18 protein-coding genes and 1 riboswitch are annotated in these 18,976 nt (G+C 52.8%); of the genes, 14 read left to right on the plus strand and 4 right to left on the minus strand.

What is annotated here, in order from left to right:
• Positions 1 to 2: 2 nt before the first annotated feature.
• Positions 3 to 1,232 (minus strand): beta-ketoacyl-ACP synthase I, encoded by a 1,230-nt coding sequence (fabB, locus tag CLV80_RS07410; protein WP_106356490.1) that lies wholly within the window; start codon positions 1,230 to 1,232, stop codon positions 3 to 5.
• A 246-nt stretch (positions 1,233 to 1,478) separates the two neighbouring features.
• On the opposite strand from fabB, the gene CLV80_RS07415 reads away from it, so the two are divergent.
• Complete coding sequence (locus CLV80_RS07415; protein WP_165793344.1) at positions 1,479 to 2,564, plus strand: FRG domain-containing protein; 1,086 nt, start codon at positions 1,479 to 1,481, stop codon at positions 2,562 to 2,564.
• A 131-nt stretch (positions 2,565 to 2,695) separates the two neighbouring features.
• Here CLV80_RS07415 and fabA read toward each other — a convergent pair whose 3' ends face one another.
• Positions 2,696 to 3,205: a bifunctional 3-hydroxydecanoyl-ACP dehydratase/trans-2-decenoyl-ACP isomerase gene (gene fabA, locus CLV80_RS07420; RefSeq protein WP_093923168.1), complete on the minus strand. Its 510-nt coding sequence runs from the start codon at positions 3,203 to 3,205 to the stop codon at positions 2,696 to 2,698.
• Between the two features lie 147 nt (positions 3,206 to 3,352).
• On the opposite strand from fabA, the gene irr reads away from it, so the two are divergent.
• The 3 genes from irr to CLV80_RS18855 all read left to right on the plus strand — a co-directional run bounded on the left by irr (position 3,353) and on the right by CLV80_RS18855 (position 5,198).
• Positions 3,353 to 3,769: a Fur family transcriptional regulator Irr gene (irr, locus tag CLV80_RS07425; RefSeq protein ID WP_106356494.1), complete on the plus strand. Its 417-nt coding sequence runs from the start codon at positions 3,353 to 3,355 to the stop codon at positions 3,767 to 3,769.
• 96 nt (positions 3,770 to 3,865) lie between these two features.
• Entirely contained in the window at positions 3,866 to 4,585 is a 720-nt protein-coding gene (locus CLV80_RS07430; protein WP_106356497.1) for a hypothetical protein, read from the plus strand.
• Between the two features lie 67 nt (positions 4,586 to 4,652).
• A complete protein-coding gene (locus CLV80_RS18855; protein ID WP_106356498.1) occupies positions 4,653 to 5,198 on the plus strand; it encodes an REP-associated tyrosine transposase in 546 nt (181 codons plus the stop codon).
• Here CLV80_RS18855 and CLV80_RS07440 read toward each other — a convergent pair.
• Positions 5,137 to 6,000, minus strand: a complete 864-nt coding sequence (locus CLV80_RS07440; protein WP_106356940.1) for a hypothetical protein — start codon at positions 5,998 to 6,000, stop codon at positions 5,137 to 5,139. The two genes, CLV80_RS18855 and CLV80_RS07440, sit on opposite strands and share 62 nt — an antisense overlap.
• 110 nt (positions 6,001 to 6,110) lie before the next feature.
• Between CLV80_RS07440 and miaB the strand changes: the two genes are divergently transcribed.
• From miaB to cmk, 9 genes are all read left to right on the plus strand, one after another.
• The gene (gene miaB / locus CLV80_RS07445) at positions 6,111 to 7,421 is read left to right on the plus strand and encodes a tRNA (N6-isopentenyl adenosine(37)-C2)-methylthiotransferase MiaB (RefSeq protein ID WP_106356500.1); all 1,311 of its coding nucleotides are present in this window, start codon (positions 6,111 to 6,113) and stop codon (positions 7,419 to 7,421) included.
• 127 nt (positions 7,422 to 7,548) lie between these two features.
• Complete coding sequence (locus CLV80_RS07450) at positions 7,549 to 8,562, plus strand: PhoH family protein (protein ID WP_106356502.1); 1,014 nt, start codon at positions 7,549 to 7,551, stop codon at positions 8,560 to 8,562.
• Positions 8,559 to 9,050: an rRNA maturation RNase YbeY gene (gene ybeY / locus CLV80_RS07455; protein WP_106356504.1), complete on the plus strand. Its 492-nt coding sequence runs from the start codon at positions 8,559 to 8,561 to the stop codon at positions 9,048 to 9,050. The genes CLV80_RS07450 and ybeY overlap by 4 nt, the downstream gene beginning before the upstream one ends.
• 30 nt (positions 9,051 to 9,080) lie before the next feature.
• Complete coding sequence (locus CLV80_RS07460) at positions 9,081 to 9,968, plus strand: transporter associated domain-containing protein (protein ID WP_106356506.1); 888 nt, start codon at positions 9,081 to 9,083, stop codon at positions 9,966 to 9,968.
• Between the two features lies 1 nt (position 9,969).
• The gene (gene lnt, locus CLV80_RS07465) at positions 9,970 to 11,457 is read left to right on the plus strand and encodes an apolipoprotein N-acyltransferase (RefSeq protein WP_106356508.1); all 1,488 of its coding nucleotides are present in this window, start codon (positions 9,970 to 9,972) and stop codon (positions 11,455 to 11,457) included.
• A 33-nt stretch (positions 11,458 to 11,490) separates the two neighbouring features.
• A riboswitch (SAM-SAH riboswitch) is annotated at positions 11,491 to 11,538 on the plus strand.
• Between the two features lie 7 nt (positions 11,539 to 11,545).
• On the plus strand, positions 11,546 to 12,727 hold the full coding sequence (gene metK / locus CLV80_RS07470; RefSeq protein WP_106356510.1) for a methionine adenosyltransferase: 1,182 nt from the start codon (positions 11,546 to 11,548) through the stop codon (positions 12,725 to 12,727).
• Between the two features lie 112 nt (positions 12,728 to 12,839).
• Complete coding sequence (gene trmB, locus CLV80_RS07475; protein WP_106356512.1) at positions 12,840 to 13,553, plus strand: tRNA (guanosine(46)-N7)-methyltransferase TrmB; 714 nt, start codon at positions 12,840 to 12,842, stop codon at positions 13,551 to 13,553.
• A gap of 102 nt (positions 13,554 to 13,655) precedes the next feature.
• The gene (gene aroA / locus CLV80_RS07480; protein WP_106356514.1) at positions 13,656 to 15,008 is read left to right on the plus strand and encodes a 3-phosphoshikimate 1-carboxyvinyltransferase; all 1,353 of its coding nucleotides are present in this window, start codon (positions 13,656 to 13,658) and stop codon (positions 15,006 to 15,008) included.
• Positions 15,005 to 15,613: a (d)CMP kinase gene (cmk, locus tag CLV80_RS07485; RefSeq protein ID WP_106356517.1), complete on the plus strand. Its 609-nt coding sequence runs from the start codon at positions 15,005 to 15,007 to the stop codon at positions 15,611 to 15,613. Before aroA ends, cmk begins: the two co-directional genes overlap by 4 nt.
• Before the next feature lie 300 nt (positions 15,614 to 15,913).
• Here the strand turns inward: cmk and CLV80_RS07490 are convergent, their stop codons facing one another.
• Complete coding sequence (locus CLV80_RS07490; protein WP_106356519.1) at positions 15,914 to 16,609, minus strand: hypothetical protein; 696 nt, start codon at positions 16,607 to 16,609, stop codon at positions 15,914 to 15,916.
• Between the two features lie 638 nt (positions 16,610 to 17,247).
• Between CLV80_RS07490 and rpsA the strand changes: the two genes are divergently transcribed.
• Positions 17,248 to 18,924: a 30S ribosomal protein S1 gene (gene rpsA / locus CLV80_RS07495; protein ID WP_275425367.1), complete on the plus strand. Its 1,677-nt coding sequence runs from the start codon at positions 17,248 to 17,250 to the stop codon at positions 18,922 to 18,924.
• Positions 18,925 to 18,976 lie beyond the last annotated feature (52 nt).

Here is an 18,976-nt window from a genome sequence, read left to right on the forward strand (position 1 = left end):
GTTTAGCCTTTGAATTTTGATAGCAGCATTGAACCGTTCGTTCCGCCAAACCCAAATGAGTTTGTCATCACGGTGTCTAGCCCGGCGTTTTCGACAAGCGATGTCGCGATTTCAGCAGGGGCCAGCGCCGGGTCGAGCGTTTCGACGTTAATTGATGGTGCGATAAAATCATCCTGAAGCATCAACAGGCAATAGACGGCCTCTGATGCGCCTGTTGCGCCTTGGCTGTGGCCCGTCATTGATTTGGTGGACGACACTGGCGGTGTGCTGCCTTCGCCGAATACGCGGCGGACAGCTTCGATTTCGCCAACATCACCCACGGGTGTCGATGTGCCATGCGCGTTAATGTAGCTGACCTTGCGGCCCTCTGGCAGGGTCTCCAGTGCCAAGCGCATTGCGCGTTCGCCGCCTTCGCCCGATGGGGCAACCATGTCGTGGCCGTCGGATGTCGCGGCATAGCCAGTGACTTCGGCGTAGATTTTCGCGCCGCGTGCTTGGGCGTGCTCAAGGCTTTCGAGCACCAGCATCGCACCGCCGCCTGCGATCACAAAACCATCGCGGTTTGCGTCAAACGCGCGGGAGGCTTTTTCAGGGGTATCGTTATATTTTGACGACATCGCGCCCATCGCGTCGAATAGGCAGGACAACGTCCAATCCAATTCTTCGCTGCCACCAGCAAACATCACGTCCTGCTTGCCCATCATAATCTGTTCGGCTGCGTTGCCGATACAGTGCAGGCTGGTCGAACATGCGGAAGTGATGGAATAGTTGATGCCCTTGATCTTGTACTGTGTCGACAGGTTCGCCGAGATCGTCGAGGACATGCATTTTGGGACAGCAAACGGCCCAATGCGTTTTGTCGCACCAGTTTCTGTTACCACGTTATGTGCTGCGAACATTGCTGATGTTGACGGTCCGCCAGAACCAGCAACCAGACCCGTACGCACGTTCGACACAGTGTCTTCATCCAGACCCGCATCGGCAATAGCTTGCCCCATCGCGATATAGGCATAGGCCGCACCCGGCCCCATGAAGCGCAATGCGCGCTTATCAACGTGTTCTTTGATGTCGATTTTGACGGTGCCAGCAATCTGGCTGCGGAAACCATGCTCGGCCATCTCGGGCGATGCCTCGATCCCGGATTTCCCAGCCATAAGAGAGGCTTTGACCTCTTCGGCGTTATTCCCAATCGGGGATACAATTCCCAAACCTGTGACGACGACGCGACGCATGAGCGCTCTCCCTGTATACTGCTACCGCTTTGTACGGCAGCAGTGGGGGCGGGGGCAAGCAGGTATGGTTTGGGGAGTTGTCGGTGACAAGTTTGATAGGGATTGATAGCTTTTGGGCGGATGGCAGGAATGAGCCCAAATTACTTGATGCTGCGATACGCCTAGATGTCTGCTATGCGCAGATACGTACTTTGCAAAGTCCGGTTCTTATTGCTGGTACTATGCCCCGTGAGACACAATGTAGTCATGAGCATTTTTGAGATTGTTACCGGACCAACGGTGTCCGACGATTTTACAGCTAAGAGTTTTCTGGAATATTTTCGAAAGTCCAGTCAGCACTGGTGGGAAACCTCGAGTGCAAATGAGGACTGTATATGGGTATTTAGGGGCCAGTCGAATGCTGCTTGGCCATTAATTCCTGTTGCGGCAAGACAGTACCATCAACTTCCGGAAACTTTCAAAGCAATTGTAGACTTGTGTGCTGAGGAAGCTCAAAAAGCATATGAGTGGCCCGAATTGTCTCTCGCACAACAGCAGATGATAGTTAGAAGAACAGCCGAGACCTTGTGCGTTCACCGGTTTGAGAAAGTAGCATTTGAAGTCAATTTTCGATCGGAAATGACGCTTGGCAAAGGAGCGCGTTATCCCATCGCCGATATCGTCAGTGCGTTTGCTAAGAGGGTAGAGGCTAGGCAGCCCTTGGAACGTGCAATGGATCCATTGGGATTTGAACCAGAAGAAAATGCTTATAGATCGGCCGGTAGACTAGGTTGTCGCAACTACGAAATCACTGCCTTAGCTCAACATCATAGGGTACCTACTTTCTTCCTTGACTGGTCGGAAGATCCCCTTGCTTCCTTGTTTTTCGCGAGCTCGGATAGCACCGTGCAAGAGGATATCGCGGTTTGGGCGTTAGATGCAGGCGCATTCGAAGACCTACAGCTTATGAGTTCGGTGTGTCTTGGCCTAACGATAGTTCGACCCACCCCTTCCGGAAACGAATTCCTTGCTGCTCAGTCAGGGCTCTTCAGTTACTGTGCAAGACCTGAGGAAATATGGGAGGAACAGGGAAGTTATCCAGCACTTGATGAACATCTAAATTGCTTCAAGAAAGAGCAGATAAGTGAGGCCTTTCCGGATCGTTCAAAAGAAGGTGTATGGATTGCCGAACCTATTCTCCGGAAAGCCGTGCTTCGGCGAGAGCATGTATCAGAATTGAGAACTCTTTTGTACCGTGAGGGTATTTCTCTTGCGCATATGATGCCAACTTTGGACAATGTATCCGTAACCAGCATGGATAGAGTCTTATCAAATTTGCGATCCGACTCCTAAGTCTGCTTTGGGCTGAGAGCTGCCATTTATCCCGAAAAGACAAAAGACTGCTTTGTCCCACATTGCAGATATTTAGATATTACAAAGAATAGCCTAACGCCGATCAATCAAACCAGCGTTAGGCCCAAACCTTAACTCTCGCTCAGCGCGACTTTCATGTCTTTGACTTGATAGATCACTTCGCCGTCGGCTTCGACGATGCCGTCGGCGACGCCCATTGTCAGGCGGCGGGTCTGGATCGCTTTGGTGAAGTCGATTTTGTAGGTCAGCATTTTGCGGTCAGGGCGGACCATGCCGGTCAGTTTGACTTCGCCAACGCCCAATGCGTATCCGCGCCCCTGCCAGCCGCGCCAGCCGAGGTTAAAGCCGGTCAGCTGCCACAGGCCATCAAGACCCAGACAGCCGGGCATGATTGGGTTGCCGGGGAAGTGGCAGTCAAAAAACCACAGATCAGGGGTGATATCGAATTCTGCGACAATATGCCCTTTGCCGTGCGCACCGCCGTCACCGGATACTTCGGTAATGCGATCCATCATCAGCATCGGTGGGGCAGGAAGCTGCGCATTTCCGGGGCCAAATAGCTCTCCGCGGGCGCATTTCAGCAGGTCGTCTTTGTCAAAACTTGTTGGGTAGTCGGCCATTTGCGTGGTCTCATTCTTGTCTGCTACATCGCACGACCTTTACCACCTTGGTGTTTATAAGAGCAAGTCTGGCCAAGTTGTTGGTAATTTCATTTGATAATTGACGGTTTGTTGCCATATAAAGACAGAGGCAGCAGACAGGCAACCATGACAGATATCGTAACACAGCGTAGTACAGATTGGCTCTCAGGGGCGGGATTGCGTCCGACGCGTCAGCGCATGACGTTGGCAAGTCTGTTGGTAGGGGACGGTCAGGACCGGCATGTCACTGCCGAAAGCCTGTTCGATGCTGCATCGACGGCTGGTGAAAAAGTATCCCTTGCAACCGTATACAACACGCTGCGCGCGTTTTGTGACGTCGGGCTGATGCGCGAAATTACCGTTGATGGTGCGAAAAGCTATTTCGATACCAACATGACCGACCATCCGCATTTCTATTGGGAGGATACAGCGCATCTAACAGATGCTCCTGCCGACCAGTTGGAAATCGCGCGTGTGCCTCATGCACCTGAAGGCGCAGAGATTGCGTCAGTCGATGTCGTTATCCGGCTGCGCCGCAAGTAAGCAACACTCTGGCTGGTTGTGAAACCCTGATATTGCAGCATTTTCTGCATTAATACATGATATGCGGATTGTATTTAAGTCATAAGGCACCGCAGCATGCCAGACGCCCAAAGAACAGAAATGGTTTTATCATATCACCGGGTCCGAACCGCGCTGGGGGTGTTGGGGGTGGCCTTACCTATGGTTCTTTTGTTCGGTGGGTTGTTTGATTTCCACCGGCTTGAGCCATCGATCAGCGATTTCTACCACACGACCTATCGCGACATTTTTGTTGGTACGCTTTGTTCTATCGGTGTTTTCCTGATTTGCTATCGTGGATACAGTCGAAAACCCGGCGATTTGATTGATGATGACTGGCTCGGTACCATAGCTGGGATATCCGCTTTTGGTGTGGCGCTATTTCCGAATGAAAGCCCAACGGACCAGATCGCGACGATGACCCAAAAGATTGTTGGTATTGGGATTAGTCCGATGTTTCACTATGCGTCGGCGCTGGTGTTTTTCACTTGCCTCGCGGTGTTTTGTTTGGCGAAGTTTGCGAGGTCAGCCAAGCCTCACCGTCGCCGTGTTTATTTGGGATGTGGCTGGGTCATCGTTTGTGCGTTGATTGGAATCTCGATTGCTTCGGCTGTCAAAGTATTTGGTAGCGGTGGACCTCAGCAGGCCGTTCTTAGTTACAATTTGGTGTTTTGGTTTGAGGCCGTTGGGATTTGGGCATTTGGGCTGTCGTGGTTGGTTAAGGGCAAGGCGGATATTGCGTTGGTCAGGCTCGCGGGGCGAAGGGATGGCAAACATCAGGAAAGGGTGAGTTTTTAGGTGCGGTGGATCAAGATCCACCCTACGGTTTACGGGCTGTTAACTGTTACTGTGCAACCTGACGGCTATGTCAAATTATCGCCGACGCTTTGTGCCCGGAGGCACGTATTTCTTTACTGTTGAACTGTTAGATAAACAGTCATCGCTGCTAGTTGATCAAATTGATCTGCTACGAACGGCGACCGGTTTGTGCGTAAAGCGCTGGCCGTTCACCATTGACGCCGCAGTGATCCTACCCGCTAAGATGCATATGATCTGGACCCTGCCACCGGGTGATGATGAGTATTCGAAACGGTGGCGACTCATAAAGTCAACATTTTCACGCCATGTCAGTGCGCCGGTGGTTCAGTCGCCAACAAGAATGCGACCGGGTGAAAAGGGGGTTTGGCAGCGACGCTTTTGGGAACATGTTATCCGCGATCAAGCCGATTATGATTTGCACATGCACCTGATCATCACGGCCCCGGTGACAGCCCGCTTGGTCCGCAAGCCATTAGATTGGCCATACTCAACGTTGAAACGACGTAGGGTGGATCTCGATCCACCGCATGCTAAAACCATTGCCCCGGTTCAATTAGTCCCAAATCCAAAAGCTGCTGCGACGTCCAGCTGAATTTTTCTGAATTCGCCCAATAAAAAGTATCGATTTCGTGTCTGCTGCCAGGGTTTCGACGTAATGCCTTTGCGGTGCGAAAGGATACTGTCGCGGCGGTAACGTTGTTGTGCCAAGGGCATGAAATCGTATTGTGCTCTGGTACGGAGAAGCCACCGTCAGCACGCATTTTTAAACCCGGTACAGCGCGAAAAAGTGACAATCGATCAAGCCGTTGGCGTGCCGGCGCGATATGTTCTTCAAATCGCCAGCGTAGGCCACCATGGATATTCAGCTGCCGGTCTAGGCTTTCCCCGTCATTGTCTTTGCGGGCCAGCGCAAAGTATCCGGTTTTATCAAAATACGCGTCTGCGCGGTCAACTGCATTCGGTGTCTGGCTAAGATCACGGGCGTATAGGTCAATGGTGTATGACTGGACGCAATCGCGGCGTTCTTCGGCCATAAATGTTAACATTTCTCCCACGCTTCGTGTTTCGCTGAACGGAAACATGAGGTATTCGGAATTATAGCAATAATATATCCACTGCCCTATCGCTGCCTTTGTCACTGCGTTGACAATGGAGGGGAGAGAGCCGTCTTGTGTAACATCGAAATTCACCCGATGTACGTTCGTATCTAATGTGTCGGGTAAGTGAAAATCGGCAGGACAAAAAAGTACGATCTGACCAAAGCCAAGCTTGGCATGGTGGCTAACCGTGCTTTCAATTTCAACGTCATCTTCGACCAAAATAAGAGCAATCGGCCCCTTAGAAAGTACGGTTTTTCCATCAGATATCAGTGCTGGTAGGTCGACATAGTGCATAAGGTGGTATCCAGTTTTGGTGGCTGCAAACTGTGCTAAAATGCCTTGCATTGCAAGCAAACCGACAAGCCGTTAGAAGGCCATGAACCCACCAAAGCCAAGAGCGCACCATGTCAGAGCCTAAAAAGCTATATATCAAGACTTACGGTTGTCAGATGAACGTCTATGACAGCGAACGCATGGCCGAAGCGCTGGGCGGCAAGGGGTATGTCGAAACCAAGACGCCCGATGATGCAGATATGATTCTGCTTAATACATGCCACATTCGCGAAAAGGCGGCCGAGAAAGTTTACTCTGAGCTTGGTCGCATGAAGGCATTTAAGGTTGAAAAGCCGGATCTGAAAATTGGCGTTGCCGGCTGTGTTGCACAGGCCGAGGGCGAGGAAATTATGCGTCGCGCGCCAATGGTCGATTTGGTGGTTGGTCCGCAAAGTTATCACCGCCTACCGGCGATGGACGATGCTGTGCAAACTGGTGCAAAGGCGTTGGATACCGATTTTCCAGAGGATGATAAGTTCGCGACCCTCAAGGGCCGCAGTAAAGGCAAACGTGCGCCCACAGCATTTTTGACTGTACAAGAAGGCTGCGACAAGTTCTGCGCGTTCTGCGTGGTGCCTTATACGCGTGGTTCCGAAGTATCGCGCCCGGCTGACCGCATCATTCGTGAAGCGCAAGAATTGGTCGAAGCAGGCGTGCGCGAGATCACCTTGCTTGGTCAAAACGTTAACGCCTATCACGGTCATGACGGCGGCTTGGCTGGCTTGATTTGGGAGCTGGATAAGGTGGATGGGCTGGAACGCATCCGCTTTACCACAAGTCATCCCAACGACATGGATGACGCGCTCATTGATGCCCACGGGACTTGCGAAAAGCTTATGCCATACTTGCACTTACCGGTGCAGTCAGGATCGAACCGCATTCTTAAAGCGATGAACCGCAAGCACACTGCCGAAGGGTATGTGCGCTTGATCGAACGCATTCGCGCCGCGCGGCCCGATCTATTGTTATCTGGTGATTTCATCGTCGGCTTTCCTGGCGAAACAGAAGAAGATTTCGAAGATACGATGCAGTTGGTTCGTGACGTGCATTACGGGCAGGCGTATTCGTTTAAATATTCGACACGCCCAGGCACGCCAGCGGCGGAAAAACCGCAATTGCCAGAAGATGTCATGAATGACCGTTTGCAGCGCCTTCAAGGGCTTTTACGTGAACAACAACAGGCGACCCAAGCATCAATGATTGGCCGCGAAGTGAAGGTTCTGTTTGAAAAGGCGGGCCGCGAAGCAGGACAGATGATCGGCAAATCGGAATATCTTCATGCCGTTTACGCGGAAGCGCCAGCCGATGTGCTGGGCACCGTACGCCGCGTGAAGATTGTTGATGATAGTGCGAACTCGCTAAAAGGTCAGCTAATCGCCTAAAGCCAGGTCGAAACAATCGCCATCAGCAATCATTTTCTTATCATTTCCGTGACAATCTGCGGACTCTTCTTGCGCCTGCAGCATTCCCTTGCCACGATGGTCTTATAAAGACTCAAAGGAGAGCCGTTTGGCCACAGGTGCGCTGACCCCACCCGCTGACACTGTCACTGAAATCGATTTGGAATTTCCTGACAATTTCTTGCTGATTGACCTTTGCGGCGAATACGACCGCAACTTGACGACAATTGAGAACAGTTTGGGTGTGCAGATTGTACGCCGTGGTAATCAGCTGTCTGTCTTGGGCGATGATGCGTCGCGCAAGACCGCTGAAGAGGTTTTGAAATCGCTTTATGGTCGGCTTGAGGCAGGGCGAAGTCTTGATGCTGGCGATATCGATAGAGAACTGCGTATGGGCCCGGAATCTGTCCGTGGTCCTGCTGGTCCCTCCGAGCAAACCGAGCTTTTTAAAGGTGAAAGCGCGCGGGTGGAAATTAAGACCCGCAAAAAATTGATAGAGCCGCGCACCGATGCTCAAAAGGCCTATGTGAAATCGCTGTTCGACAAAGAATTGGCCTTTGGTATCGGCCCTGCGGGGACTGGTAAGACATATTTAGCAGTCGCCGTTGGTGTGAATATGCTCATATCTGGACATGTGGACAAAATCATTCTGTCCCGCCCTGCTGTTGAAGCAGGAGAGAAATTGGGATATTTGCCCGGTGACATGAAGGATAAAGTCGATCCTTACATGCAGCCGCTTTATGATGCGTTGAATGACTTCTTGCCGGGGAAACAGGCCGCTAAGATGATGGAAGAAAAGGTCATCGAAATCGCGCCTTTGGCCTTTATGCGTGGGCGAACCTTATCAAATGCGTTCGTGGTGTTGGATGAAGCCCAAAACGCTACAACCATGCAGATGAAAATGTTCCTTACCCGGCTTGGCGAAGGGTCACGGATGGTTATTACCGGTGACCGTACACAGATCGATCTGCCGCGCGGCGTGAATTCTGGCCTTTGGGATGCGGAGCGTTTGTTGAAAAGTATTCCGAAAGTAAGTTTTAACTATTTCACCTCAAAAGATGTTGTGCGTCATCCATTGGTCGCTGCAATTATCGAAGCTTATGAAAAAGATGATATAAAGTGACAGTTGATTGCGTAGTTGAAGACATTCGTTGGTTAAATATTGAAATTGTGGCGCAGCGCGGTGCGGATATGACGCTTTTGCACCTTGGGCTTGACCCCGAACAGTTTGAAATCAGTGTCTTGGCCTGTGATGATGCGCGGATCTCGTCGTTGAATTCCGATTTTCGTGGCAAACCTTCGCCGACGAATGTGTTAAGCTGGCCTTCTGATGAACGCGCGAGTGAGGTGGACGGCGACATGCCTGATGCGCCTAAACTCCCGATGGATTCAGAGCTTGGTGATATCGCGATCGCCTTTGAAACATGTGCCCGCGAGGCTGCCGAGGCGGAGAAGCTGATCGAAGATCATACGATGCATTTAATGGTGCATGGGACGCTACACCTGCTGGGCTTTGATCACGAACGTGATAAAGATGCTGCCCTTATGGAAGGGTTAGAGACACAAATACTTGGCAAGCTGGGTATTTCTGACCCATATAGGGAACGATAGGGCGATGTTGCCCGCATAGGTAAGGAAGAAATGGGCGACAAGAACGACGGTCCATCTATTGCTGCGCAAAGCGCGCATATGGATCAAGATGTTATAATGCCGGGTTTTTGGGCCCGGGTCAGCAATGTATTCCGTCCCCAAGGGATCCCAGAGGTGCACGAAGATGCACCATCGGAGGATAGCCAGCCAACACGTTATGTGTTGGGAATGTTGAACCTGCGCCGTAAGCGGGTTGAAGATGTTGCTGTGCCGACGACCGATATTGTTGCCGTGCCAGTCTCTATTTCCAAGGATGACTTACTACAGGTGTTTCGCGATTGTGGTCTGACCAGATTGCCTGTCTATGATGGCACGCTGGATACCCCGCTTGGGTTGGTGAACCTCAAGGACTTTGCACTGCGTCACGGTTTTAACGGTGACGCGCCTGATATGAATTTACGCGATATGTTGCGTCCTTTGATGTATGTGCCGCCTTCAATGCCCTTGGGGGTCTTGTTGCAAAAAATGCAAGCAGAGCGAATACATATGGCGCTGGTCATTGACGAATATGGCGGGACAGATGGTTTGCTGACCATCGAAGACTTGATCGAACAGGTCGTCGGTGAAATCGAAGACGAACACGATATCGAAGAGGCCCAAAGCTGGTTCATGGAAAAGCCCGGTGTCTATATGGCGCAAGCGCGCACGGAGCTGGAAGAATTTGAGGCCGAAATCGGTATGAAACTTACCGACCATGATGAAATTGACGAGGAAGAAATCGATACGCTTGGTGGTTTGGTGACCATGCTTTCGGGTGATTTACCCGCAAGGGGCGAAGTGATCGTGCACCCGGATGGGCCGGAATTCGAAGTCGTCGATGCAGACCCGCGCCGGATTAAGCGTTTGCGCGTTCGGTTACCAAGCGCTCAGGACGCCTAAGATGACTGCGGCCTTCGCTGGCCTATCGCGATGGACACGCTTTTGCATTCTGATGCTGACTGGCGCTATTGCCGGGCTTGGTCAAGCACCGCAGGATATGTGGTTCGCTACTGTATTCGCGCTGGCCCTAGTGATGGCGTTTCATTCTGCCACTGTATCCGCCCGACAAGCCGCCTTTCAAAGCTGGGCGTTTGGGGTAGGGTATTTTGCATTTTCATTGCGTTGGATCATAGAGCCGTTCTTGGTTGATGTTGCACGTCACGGATGGATGGCGCCCTTTGCAATCGCATTGATGGCAGCGGGCGCAGCCGCGTTTTGGGCGTGTTTTGCGTCTGTGTCTTACCGTTTCGCACCGCGTTCCCCGCTCGCATTGGGGGCGGGGCTTGTATGGGCTGAATTGACACGTTCACTGATATTAACTGGTTTTCCTTGGGCATTACTCGGGCATATCTGGGTGCCGACTTCGCTTGCGCAATTGGCCGCATATGGCGGCCCGCATTTATTAACCTTGGTAACAGTCATCGTGGCATGGGCTGTTTTTGCGCTATTCGGTCGCGCTCGTTTTGTCGGCGTTGCGGTGTTGGCTGCGCTGGTTGGTTTGGGGTGGTTTTGTGTTCCTTCCGCCGCACTTCTTGATGACGCCGCGCCGACCGTGCGTCTGGTACAGCCGAATGCGCCTCAGCATCAAAAGTGGGATCCTGAATTTCGCGAGACATTTGTGAACCGCATGGTCGAAATGACCGGGCAGGGCGATGTGCCTGACTTGATCGTATGGCCAGAAACAGCGGTGCCATATCTGCTGAATTACGTGCAATCAGACCTCAGCCTGCTTGATGAGGCAGCAAGGGGGGCACCGTTAGTATTCGGGATCCAGCGTCGTGACGAGGCGCAGCAGTATTTCAATAGCTTGGTCGTTATGGGGCAGGGGGGTGTTCTACAGCAGATATACGATAAACGTCATCTTGTGCCGTTTGGTGAATATATTCCGGGTGGCGATCTTTTGGGCCGGTTCGGTATTCATGGGCTTGCGACAACGGACGGGGCAGGATTTGCGTCCGGCGTGGCCGAGGCGCGGGTCAGTATTCCAGGCATCGGAGAGGCGATCCCGCTGATTTGCTATGAAGGCATATTTGCCGAGGAACTTGATGGCATGACGAGCCGCCCTCGGTTTTTGCTGCTAATCACCAATGATGCATGGTTTGGGCAGGCTGCTGGCCCTTTCCAGCACCTTGCACAAGCGCGGTTGCGCGCGATTGAACAGGGGCTACCGATGGTTCGCGTGGCCAATACAGGCGTAAGTGCGATGATAGACCCGTATGGGCGTATCGTTGGGGCGTTGCCATTGAACATGGATGGGGTGATTGATCTGTCTCTACCTTCGGCGCTGCCTATTACGCTTTATGCGCGCTGGGGTGATTGGTTGCTGATCGTAGTAAACGCTTTATTAACGTTGGGGCTCTATGCGCTGTCTCGGCGCGATAGTGATTGACGCGCACAAAACCGAGGCATAGACCCAACCGTAGTTCTGTCACAACGGCTTCCTGACGTGGCGGGTTAATTTACTGGAGCACTTCCCAATGGCACGACAAAACTACACATTCACTTCGGAATCTGTTTCCGAGGGGCACCCGGATAAGGTGTGCGACCGGATTTCAGATGCAATCCTTGATGCATTTCTGTCCGAAGAACCCGAAGCGCGCGTTGCGTGCGAAACTTTTGCGACGACCAATCATGTGGTTATCGGCGGGGAAGTTGGGCTGTCTGATCAGTCCAAACTAAAAGACTATATGGGCCGTGTCGAAGACATCGCCCGCGCTTGTATCAAAGACATTGGATACGAGCAGGACAAGTTCCACCACGCGACTTGTAAGATCACGAACTTGTTGCATGAACAGTCCGCGCATATCGCACAAGGTGTCGATGCTGCAGCCGACAAAGATGAAGGTGCCGGCGACCAAGGTATCATGTTCGGCTATGCCACAACCGAAACCGAAGCACTGATGCCTGCACCGATCCAATATGCACACGCAATGTTGCGTCGTTTAGCAGAGGTGCGTAAATCTGGCGAGGAGCCAACACTCCGCCCGGATGCGAAAAGCCAAGTTTCTGTCCGCTACGAAGACGGTAAGCCGGTTGAAGTCACATCGATTGTGCTTTCAACACAGCACCGTGATGAAGATCAGACGAGCGACGACATCCGCGCAATCGTAGAGCCGTACATTCGCGAAGTTCTGCCTTCCGGGTTTATCACACCAAAAACTGAATGGTGGGTTAACCCAACGGGCAAATTCGTCATTGGTGGTCCTGATGGGGATGCTGGCCTGACTGGGCGTAAAATTATCGTGGATACATACGGTGGCGCTGCCCCGCATGGTGGCGGTGCGTTTTCTGGTAAAGACCCGACCAAGGTCGATCGCTCGGCCGCATATGCAGCACGCTATCTTGCGAAAAACGTTGTCGCTTCTGGTATGGCGAACCGTTGTACCATTCAGCTGAGCTATGCGATCGGAGTGGCCAAACCGCTGTCGATCTATGCGGACACGCACGGCACTGGTGAGGTCAGCCCCGAACAGATCGAACGCGCAATCGCGCAGGTCATGGATTTGACACCACGCGGCATTCGCAGCCACCTTGGTCTGAACAAACCTATCTATGAACGGACAGCGGCCTACGGTCACTTTGGTCGTGAACCAGATGCGGACGGCGGCTTTAGCTGGGAACGCACTGACTTGGTCGAGGCTCTAAAAGCCGCAGTATAAAGCAGACAATCAGACTGTTTGATGAGGGCGCCACAGTGGCGCCCTTTTTTCATGGGGGCTCTGCACGATTGAGGTAATTGCGCTGTGGCCACAGGCTTGGTAAGGCAGCGCCATGAAAAATGATAGACATCCCTCGGGCGCTCCTTGGCGCAATTTCTATGGTCGCTTCCGTGGCAAGACGATCCGGACTAGTCAGCAGGACTATCTGGAAAACGATCTTTTGCCACTGTCGCCCGGCGCAATTAGCTGGGAGGAAAACCCGGATCGTAATCCACTTGACCTGAACGACGTGTTTCCGGGGAAGGATGTCTGGCTGGAAATCGGCTTTGGCGGTGGTGAGCATCTTGTTCACATGGCGGAAGTCTATCCTGACATTGGGCTGATCGGTTGCGAGCCGTTTATCAACGGTGTTGCGATGCTGCTTGGTAAAATTCGCAAGGCAGATGTTGATAACTTGCGCGTTCATCCGGGCGATGTGCGTGATCTGTTTGATGTTTTGCCTGACCACAGCCTGAGCAAAGTGTTCCTGAACTACCCTGACCCTTGGCCGAAAAAGCGCCATCATCGCCGTCGTTTCGTGACACCTGAACATCTTTTGCCGCTGCATCGTGTGATGAAGCCGGGTGCAGAGCTGCGCGTCGCGACGGATATCACCGATTATGTGCGTCAAACACTAGAGCAGGTGCCGCCTGCAGGCTTTGAATGGCTCGCGGAAGGTCCGACAGATTGGCGCGACCCGTGGTCCGATTGGATTTCGACGCGTTACGAGCAAAAAGCGCTCCGCGAAGGCCGTACGCCGCATTATCTGACCTTTCGGCGGGTGTGACGTTGGCGCCTCCGGCGGGAGTATTTCGTACAAAGCGAGAGATAGAGTAGACCCTTTGCTAGCCCTGCGTTAAGACGCATTTGATTATTAAAGGAAAGTCTCATGTCAGGTCACGGCACCCCTATTCCAATGACGTCACGCCCTTGCTGCCCATTGATGGGCGAGGCCAATGTGCCCGGCGACAAATCTATTTCGCACCGCTCGCTTATTCTGGGGGCGTTATCGGTTGGTGAAACGCGTGTGACTGGCCTGTTAGAAGGCGAAGACGTGTTGGACACCGCAAAAGCGATGCGCGCATTTGGTGCAACTGTGACCGATCACGGTGGTGGTGAATGGTCTGTGCAAGGCGTCGGCGTTGGTGGTTTTGCTGAGCCTGAGAATGTGATCGACTGCGGGAACTCTGGCACTGGCGTGCGGTTGATAATGGGGGCGATGGCGACATCACCTATCACCGCAACCTTCACTGGTGACGCGTCGTTGAACAGCCGCCCTATGGGCCGCGTCACTGATCCGCTCGCATTGTTTGGAACGCAGGCTGTCGGTCGTCAGGGCGGTCGTTTGCCCATGACGCTGGTGGGCGCTGCTGATCCGGTGCCTGTGCGCTATGTGGTACCTGTGCCTTCGGCGCAGGTGAAATCGGCCGTTCTGTTGGCTGGCTTGAATGCACCCGGTCAGACTGTGGTCATCGAAAAAGAAGCCACCCGCGATCATACTGAACGTATGCTGCAGGGCTTTGGTGCGACTTTGACTGTTGAGGAAACAGATGAAGGTCGCGTGATTACCTTGGATGGCCAGCCGGAATTGAAGGCGCAGACGATCGTTGTGCCGCGTGATCCATCCTCGGCGGCATTCCCTGTTTGTGCTGCGATTATTACACCGGGTTCGGATGTTCTGGTTCCCAATATCGGGCTGAACCCAACTCGAGCGGGCCTGTTCACCACCCTAAAGGAAATGGGCGCTGATCTGACTTACGAGAATATGCGCGAAGAAGGTGGCGAGCCTGTTGCTGACTTGCGTGCGAAGTTCTCTCCGAACCTCAAAGGGATCGCTGTGCCGCCGGCGCGAGCGGCAAGTATGATCGACGAATACCCTGTGTTGTCCGTCGTTGCAGCCTTTGCGGAGGGTGTGACCGATATGCAGGGTGTCAAAGAACTGCGGGTCAAAGAAAGCGACCGGATTGATGCGATGGCCAAGGGGCTACGGGCTGCTGGCGTCCAAGTGGATGAAGGTGACGACTGGTGGAAAGTCACCGGGCTGGGCCATGGCAATGTGCCGGGCGGTGTGACCGTGGCCAGCGTGTTGGACCACCGGATTGCTATGTCGTTCATGGTGATGGGGATGGCGACGCAAAAGCCAATGACCGTAGATGATGGATCGCCTATCGCGACGTCTTTCCCGATTTTTGAGACACTGATGGGGAACCTTGGTGCGCAGCTTGTGCGCGACAACGCATGATGTTTACCGTCGCCATAGACGGTCCCGCTGCGGCAGGTAAGGGTACGATCAGCAAGGCGGTTGCTGCGCATTTTGGTTTTGCGCATCTGGATACTGGTTTGCTGTACCGGGCTGTGGGTGCCAAAGTGCTGGCCGGGGCTGAGCCGATTGCGGCGGCCCGTGCGCTTGATCCTGTTGATTTAGAGGACGATAGCTTGCGTACTCCGGCAGTTGCGCAAGCGGCGAGCGAGATTGCAGTGATTACCGAAGTTCGTAGCGCGCTTGTTGATTTTCAACAGAAATTTGCGGGTCGTGATGGCGGTGCTGTGTTGGATGGCCGCGATATTGGGACGGTGATTTGTCCCGATGCGGGCGCGAAACTGTTTGTCACGGCGAGCGCGGAATGCCGCGCCGAACGGCGGTTCAAAGAGCTGACGGGCAAAGGGATGGACATCACGCTTGATCAAGTGCTGGCGGATGTGAAGGAACGCGACGCACGCGACCGCAGCCGCGAAACAGCCCCCCTAATCCCCGCAGATGATGCAGTGCTGATTGATACATCTGACATGACGATTGATCAGGCCGTGGCACGCGCGATTGAGATCGTGCAGGCGCGCTTAGGTTAACACCGTACGGTGCTGAGCCACGCCCGCGCAACGTGCGGGCGGGTTAACGCGCATTTTTACCTTAAAAATATGAGAAATACCCGGTCTGCATCGCGTATGTTTTGCGTATGCACAGCGTATGGCTGGTTGTGTGGTTTTGAGGTGGGGTAGGCTGGTTAATGGGGTGTGCGTTAAGGATTGTTAGGATTTTGTGAATGTCGGCTGTGCTGGACAAAACCGACGTTGGTTGCACGTGCGTCAAGGTCCGCTTTCTTGGATCGTTCAACAAACGGTCGTTTTGGGAAGGTTCAAAATAACCCCCTATTGGGTTGCTTCGCCCAAACGCCATGTAGCAATTGTATTGTTCACGCGGCTAACGATGATGGTCATATCTGTTTCGGGGAAGAAGAAAGCATCATGGAGGTTCAACGTAGAAGCAGATTTCTCAAACTGCCCCATCCTTTGAACAAACTGGCTTTCGTTCCAAACTGTGCCAACAGAAACGTTCTCCATAACCCATTTTTGTGCAACATTACGTTGATCAGCTTGATCTCTGCTTTCGCCTGATCCGCTTAGGGTGACATCAACAGCACCAATAATTTCCTGCTCGATGGTTTTGGCTTGTTCCGTCCCATTTTCCGCCCCCCAACGAGGATAGAATGTGACGTCTGCTGTGTACTCGCCAGACGGCAGACTTTCAGACCTCCCATCAAGTTCGATAGTCTGCTCAGGTGAAGTTAATTCTATACGCTTGGACACGCCAATGAATGTGTCTGTTGGCGCTTGACCCTTTGCTGAAACACCCGCCATGACTTCCACAGGGAGAGGTATGTTTGTTGTCACAACTAACGACACAACGTAATCGCTAACTGGCGTTGCCTGAACCGAGATGAAATAATCAGTAGGGTCTACATCTGGTATAGTGCCGTCAGCACTTTGAGTGACAGAAGTGCTGTAAAAGCTATAGGCAACAAAACTAACAATCACCAATCCAACAACTAAAAGAACGTTTTTCAATGAACTACCCTCACATACATTTCTGTTGGATACTTGATAGAGCATTGATGATCTACCCTCTGCTGAGAATACGCTTCAACAAACGCTCCTTTTTGGCACATGTAAAATCGGCCCGTTTTGACGCTGCCAAAAAACCTGTTCAAAACCCAAGTGGTTGTTGAAGGTTTTAGGCTGTCCTTTGTTAGCGGACATCCATGCATAACGCTGCATCGGTCAAAGTGGGCTCACAGCTGCCGTTGGAATGGACTGCACCATATGCCTTTGCGAATGCAAAGGCAGCGCCCCGGTCCGGGGCTCCGCCCGTTCGCCCCTGAAATGGTCCACTGGACCATTTCCAAGACGGGCTTCACCCTCCCTCATGGGGAGGGCGCTTCGTACCCACCCCGAGGTCCGGGCGGGGTTTGTGATTGATAGAGAGGAATGAGTCAAAATCCCTTGCAAACTTGGGCAAACGGGCCTATACGCCGCCCTGTCGAAGCATCGGAACAGGTGCGGGCGTGAGACTTGAGCGGGGTCGGGGATTAACCGGCCCTGTTGTTTTATGTCCGTTATGATGCCTAGACCAACTGAAATCCAAAGACCGGCGGAGACAACCGCTCGGCCCGTATAAAACCAAAACGTTAGGAAAACGACGCCACATGGCTAATACAATGGAAGAGTTTGAAGCACTCTTGAACGAAAGCTTCGAAATGGACACACCGGCTGAAGGTTCGGTTGTCAAAGGCAAAGTCATCTCAATCGAGGCTGGCCAAGCTATCATCGACGTAGGCTACAAAATGGAAGGCCGCGTTGATCTTAAAGAATTCGCAAACCCAGGTGAAGACGCTGAACTGGCTGTTGGTGACACTGTAGAAGTGTTCCTGCGCCAAGTTGAGAACGCCAAAGGCGAAGCTGTTATCTCTCGTGAGATGGCGCGCCGTGAGGAAGCTTGGGATCGTCTGGAAAAAGCATATGCTGACGAAGAGCGCGTCGATGGCGCAATCTTTGGCCGCGTTAAAGGTGGTTTCACTGTAGATCTGGGCGGCGCGGTTGCGTTCTTGCCGGGTTCTCAGGTTGATGTACGCCCTGTACGCGATGCGGGCCCATTGATGGGTCTTAAGCAGCCGTTCCAGATCCTGAAAATGGACCGTCGTCGTGGCAACATCGTTGTTTCTCGTCGTGCTATCCTTGAAGAGTCTCGTGCTGAGCAGCGCGCCGAAGTTATCGGCAACCTGACTGAAGGCCAAGAAGTTGACGGCGTCGTCAAGAACATCACCGAATACGGTGCGTTCGTTGACCTTGGCGGTGTTGACGGTCTGCTGCACGTGACTGACATGGCATGGCGCCGTGTGAACCACCCATCCGAGATCCTCACAATTGGTGAGACGATCAAGGTGCAGGTCATCAAGATCAACAAAGAAACCCACCGTATCAGCCTTGGCATGAAGCAGCTGCAGGACGATCCATGGGATGCTGTTGAAGCGAAATTCAGCCTTGGTTCTGTTCATCAGGGTCGCGTGACAAACATCACTGATTACGGCGCATTCGTTGAGCTGGAAGCTGGTGTTGAAGGTCTTGTGCACGTTTCTGAAATGTCTTGGACAAAGAAAAACGTACACCCAGGCAAAATCGTGTCTACTTCGCAAGAAGTTGAAGTCATGGTTCTGGAAATCGACTCTGCTAAGCGTCGCGTTTCACTTGGCCTGAAGCAGACACAGCGCAACCCATGGGAAGTCTTTGCTGAGACACACCCTGAGGGCACTGAAGTCGAAGGCGAAGTCAAGAACATCACCGAATTCGGTCTGTTCATTGGCCTTGAAGGCGACATCGACGGCATGGTTCACCTGTCTGACCTGACATGGGAAGGCCGCGGCGAAGACGTCATCGGCGATTTCCGCAAAGGTGACGTTGTGAAAGCAAAGGTTGCTGAAGTTGACGTTGAGAAAGAGCGTATTTCTCTGTCCATCAAAGCACTGGACGGTGATCCGTTCGCAGAAGCTGTTGGCGGCGTGAAGCGCGGTTCGATCATCACTGTTGAAGTGACTAAGATCGAAGATGGCGGCATCGAAGTTGACTATGAAGGCGCGAAATCCTTCATCCGTCGTTCTGACCTGTCCCGTGACCGTGCAGAGCAGCGTCCAGAGCGTTTCGGCGTAGGCGACAAGGTCGACGTTCGCGTCACCAACATCGATTCCAAGACACGCAAGCTGGGTCTGTCGATCAAAGCACGCGAAATCGCTGAAGAAAAAGAAGCAGTTGAACAGTTCGGTTCTTCTGACTCTGGCGCATCCTTGGGTGATATCCTTGGTGCGGCTCTTAAAGGCGGCGACGAATAAGTCACCGCTTAGGCGTTACGAAACCACCCCGTCGCAGGAAACTGCGGCGGGT

The sequence above is a fragment of the Yoonia maritima genome, from assembly GCF_003003285.1.
Classification (GTDB): Bacteria; Pseudomonadota; Alphaproteobacteria; order Rhodobacterales; family Rhodobacteraceae; genus Yoonia; species Yoonia maritima.

What these genes read in the sequence shown, in the direction of transcription:
- fabA (WP_093923168.1), bottom strand. Translation starts at nt 3,205, where the DNA reads ATGGCCGACTACCCAACAAGTTTTGACAAAGACGACCTGCTGAAATGC.
- cmk (WP_106356517.1), top strand. Translation starts at nt 15,005, where the DNA reads ATGATGTTTACCGTCGCCATAGACGGTCCCGCTGCGGCAGGTAAGGGT.
- rpsA (WP_275425367.1), top strand. Translation starts at nt 17,248, where the DNA reads ATGGCTAATACAATGGAAGAGTTTGAAGCACTCTTGAACGAAAGCTTC.
- CLV80_RS07430 (WP_106356497.1), top strand. Translation starts at nt 3,866, where the DNA reads ATGCCAGACGCCCAAAGAACAGAAATGGTTTTATCATATCACCGGGTC.
- lnt (WP_106356508.1), top strand. Translation starts at nt 9,970, where the DNA reads ATGACTGCGGCCTTCGCTGGCCTATCGCGATGGACACGCTTTTGCATT.
- CLV80_RS18855 (WP_106356498.1), top strand. Translation starts at nt 4,653, where the DNA reads ATGTCAAATTATCGCCGACGCTTTGTGCCCGGAGGCACGTATTTCTTT.
- CLV80_RS07415 (WP_165793344.1), top strand. Translation starts at nt 1,479, where the DNA reads ATGAGCATTTTTGAGATTGTTACCGGACCAACGGTGTCCGACGATTTT.
- trmB (WP_106356512.1), top strand. Translation starts at nt 12,840, where the DNA reads ATGAAAAATGATAGACATCCCTCGGGCGCTCCTTGGCGCAATTTCTAT.
- metK (WP_106356510.1), top strand. Translation starts at nt 11,546, where the DNA reads ATGGCACGACAAAACTACACATTCACTTCGGAATCTGTTTCCGAGGGG.
- CLV80_RS07460 (WP_106356506.1), top strand. Translation starts at nt 9,081, where the DNA reads ATGGGCGACAAGAACGACGGTCCATCTATTGCTGCGCAAAGCGCGCAT.
- irr (WP_106356494.1), top strand. Translation starts at nt 3,353, where the DNA reads ATGACAGATATCGTAACACAGCGTAGTACAGATTGGCTCTCAGGGGCG.
- aroA (WP_106356514.1), top strand. Translation starts at nt 13,656, where the DNA reads ATGTCAGGTCACGGCACCCCTATTCCAATGACGTCACGCCCTTGCTGC.
- CLV80_RS07440 (WP_106356940.1), bottom strand. Translation starts at nt 6,000, where the DNA reads ATGCACTATGTCGACCTACCAGCACTGATATCTGATGGAAAAACCGTA.
- fabB (WP_106356490.1), bottom strand. Translation starts at nt 1,232, where the DNA reads ATGCGTCGCGTCGTCGTCACAGGTTTGGGAATTGTATCCCCGATTGGG.
- miaB (WP_106356500.1), top strand. Translation starts at nt 6,111, where the DNA reads ATGTCAGAGCCTAAAAAGCTATATATCAAGACTTACGGTTGTCAGATG.